The sequence below is a fragment of the Martelella sp. genome, from assembly GCF_984369615.1.
In genome coordinates, this window is record NZ_CFHTCS010000509.1 from 1 (window position 1) to 2,387 (window position 2,387).

Below are 2,387 nucleotides of genomic sequence, written 5' to 3' on the forward strand. Positions count from 1 at the left end.
TGATTAGCTCAGTTGGTAGAGCAGCTGACTCTTAATCAGCGGGTCGTAGGTTCGAGACCTACATCACCCACCATTTTTCTCTCTGATTTCGTTGTCGAATTTTAGTGCCATGCGCTGACTGGCCTACGTTCCGGTTTTCACGAAATTGGAAACTGTTTCCAATTCATGTTCTGTTCTTGTTCCTGAAAGCAGCCGGTTCAATATCGCCCCAGCGACTTTCCATGAGTTCCATCGCATCGCGAGCCAAGGATCTCAGTGAGACCTCCCTCCCATAGTGCTGTACCATTTGCGGGGACATATTGCAGATCGCTCCAACCTGGTTCTCTGTACAGCCGACTTCTAGCAGATTGATAACGGCGTTCTTCCGAAGACCGTGGAAAACGATCCGCTCCTTCCGAAAGCGCGCGAATTCATTTCTGCGCATAAGCTTTTGCCATTCGGTGCGGAAACCATCGGCCGACCTGAAGGGGAGTCCGCGGGCACCAACGTGCAACTGTACTGAGGTGGCCGGCGCTCGTTCAATCCATTTTCGGTATTCGGTGTGCAAAGGAATCCAAACCGTTCGCTTCGTCTTCTGAGCTCTGACTTCTATCGTCTTCTCGCCTTCGAGCGGTCTCTTCATTCGCAGGATATCCCCTTGGCGCTGCCCGGTGAAAAAAGCAGACACTGCGATCATTTGTAAGTTCAATGGTGCATTGTTGAATAGCGTTTCAAATGCCCAGTCTGGCCATGGTGTCCACGGTTCTCCGCCGGGAATCTTTTCGGTGTGGCTTACTGGGTTCAGCCGACAGAAACCGCGTGGGATACCCCATGCCATCAACCTGGATAGATAAGCCCTAAACTGGTTTGCTGCTGCCGGGGTTTCTGACATCGAGTCTATAGCCTCTTGCGCATCGACAGTAGTCAGGTCAGTCGGCATGTCGCTACCCCAAATCTCGACAATCAGTTTGCCGTAGGTGGAGTAGCCGCGCCGCGTCGAACGCGATAGTGAGCGCCAGACAGGGTTTGCCTCGCTTTCGAACGCTTCTACTAGAGCACGGAAATCGCGTATTCCTTCACGGTTTCGACGTATGAGGGCGGTAAATGCCCTCTCAGCTTCCGACCAGAAGTCAGCTGCCTTGCAGTCAGGCAGTCGTTTGCCGCCGAGGAGGAAGCCTTTCGCGTCTCGAGAAAGCTCACCACAGATCGCAATCCTCAAGTTGAACTCATCTGTCAGCGGGTCAGGCAACCTGATCGATGGCCAACAGTCGGCGGTGTTTCTACCGCGAGTGTAGAATGTATAGGTTGTCTTTCTACCGCCCTTGTGCGTTCTCGTAACTCTATGAACGTACTTCGGCAGGTCCACCGTGCCGCTTCTGCCCGATCTTCTCACGGAATTTGCCTCCAAGGTCCTTGGTTTGTGCGAATTTGCCGATATTCATGGCTCTGTCGAGGTCGTCGCGATACCAGAACTTACGTCTTGTCGTGTCAACGACTCTTGGCTCAGGGTAGATGCGGCCGATGCGCCTTAGGAACTCTTGGACGCTGCGCTCTCCGCAATAGGCGGCGGCCATGTCGGCGAGCATCCTCGGTGGCCATGCGTCGGGTGGGTTTCTGACGGGGCGCGTCATCTGTTTTGCCTCCATAAATCGAATTCCTGAACCATCCCTCGCCATCGGGAGGCGGCGGCTGCGTCCGTGTTCAGCTCGGATAGGCTGGTGACCGCGAGCACGGATCGCACCCGTGTCGCGGTCGTCTTGTCCGTAGCGGGGTATGGCAGATCATGCCTATCGATCAGAAACCGCATGAATGCCGGCTCGGTGCAAATCATGGCGCATTCGGCGGCATAGTCCTTTGCGGGCTTGCCGCCTTTTGCTTCCAGCGCCTGCCTCAAGCGTTCGATCTCGCGGCGGCGGTCGGCATCGCGTCGGGTCGCTGCATCCAGCATGCCAATCAGATCGGCTGGGATCTCGACATGCCGACGGATCAGTTCGCGGTTGTCTGCTGGGCACGACGGCGGAAGCGAGCAGATGATTTCCGGCTCGTCCGGTCCGGATACCTCTAGGTGCATGCCTTCCGTGTCGGCCATAACGTTATCAAGTGGCGCGGCGCTGGTGACTAGCGCACGATAGTTTTCCAGACGTTCGCGCGCTGAGCGGCGATCGGTCATGGGGTGCCTTGGCGAGGCGCTGTGCGAAAGAGGAGCATTCAGGGCGCTCATGGTATATCACCATTGTGAGCATCTATAGTCGCCATGATCCGGGAAACCATTCCGTGCTTGCCAAGGGTGTCATCGAAGCGGCGCCAGCGAAGGTCGTCTGGATCGAATAGTGCATCAAAAGTCCGTTCTGAAGGGTCGAGGTCAGCGGGCAGAAAACCGCCATTTGGAAGGGGCGGTATCTCGCTAA

4 protein-coding genes are annotated in these 2,387 nt (G+C 55.9%); all 4 read right to left on the minus strand.

The genetic code is table 11. The features are described from left to right. Window positions 1–163: 163 nt before the first annotated feature. Entirely contained in the window at window positions 164–1,198 is a 1,035-nt protein-coding gene (locus AC5DC2_RS22985; RefSeq protein ID WP_491700166.1) for a hypothetical protein, read from the minus strand. A 121-nt stretch (window positions 1,199–1,319) separates the two neighbouring features. Beyond that, on the minus strand, window positions 1,320–1,553 hold the full coding sequence (locus AC5DC2_RS22990; protein ID WP_024709483.1) for a hypothetical protein: 234 nt from the start codon (window positions 1,551–1,553) through the stop codon (window positions 1,320–1,322). A 53-nt stretch (window positions 1,554–1,606) separates the two neighbouring features. Further along, window positions 1,607–2,200: a hypothetical protein gene (locus AC5DC2_RS22995; protein WP_491700167.1), complete on the minus strand. Its 594-nt coding sequence runs from the start codon at window positions 2,198–2,200 to the stop codon at window positions 1,607–1,609. Beyond that, on the minus strand, window positions 2,197–2,387 hold a 191-nt coding region (locus AC5DC2_RS23000), incomplete at its 5' end, for a hypothetical protein (RefSeq protein WP_491700168.1). The genes AC5DC2_RS23000 and AC5DC2_RS22995, both read right to left, overlap by 4 nt.